Genomic DNA, 617 nt, shown 5'->3' on the forward strand with positions numbered 1-617 from the left:
ACAATGATCGAACAGTTGCTACAACGTTTTGAGGACCTTTTGAAGATCTACGTTGCTTCATATACAGGTGTTGATAAAGGTGGGAATGATTTTTATCTAGCTACGAGTGATTATGAGGCGATCAAGGGACAAAGCGATAGTTACCGTGGTGATGTTGCAGCAAAAGTCGCACATTTCAATAAGATCACACATGGTGTCAGTGATATTGTCCCCAGTGGGACCTATGTTCAACAGGCAAATGAAGCTAAGTCTCGAGTGAATGATTCGTTGGATAATATAAAGCGAGGTATCAAAGACCAGCAAGAAAGCTGGCAGACCTATGAAGCCGAACAAGTCAGAAAATTTGACGAATTAGATGAGATGATAGCTGCGATCGAACGCTTGATAGGACAATATAGTTCCCAGAAGTTGCCCCAGTTCACTGGTTATCAAAAAGGCGCTTTTGCAGAGAAAATCAATGGTAAGACACAGCAGGTCATCACGACTTTACAAGATAATATGTACCGAGACCGTAACTTAGTCAAAAGTGCAGAAAAAAAGATCGATCAGACCCAAAAGACATATCAGCGTTATCTGGTTCATCTAGAAGAAGAACGGAATAAACGTGAAGGAAAAAA

General features: G+C 40.8%; 1 protein-coding gene. It reads left to right on the forward strand.

The features are described from left to right. The coding region (locus LMU01S_RS10605; RefSeq protein WP_169795916.1) for a hypothetical protein at positions 1–617 on the forward strand (617 nt) is incomplete at both ends.

Origin of the sequence: Ligilactobacillus murinus DSM 20452 = NBRC 14221 (assembly GCF_001591685.1) — a bacterium.
Lineage (GTDB): Bacteria > Bacillota > Bacilli > Lactobacillales > Lactobacillaceae > Ligilactobacillus > Ligilactobacillus murinus.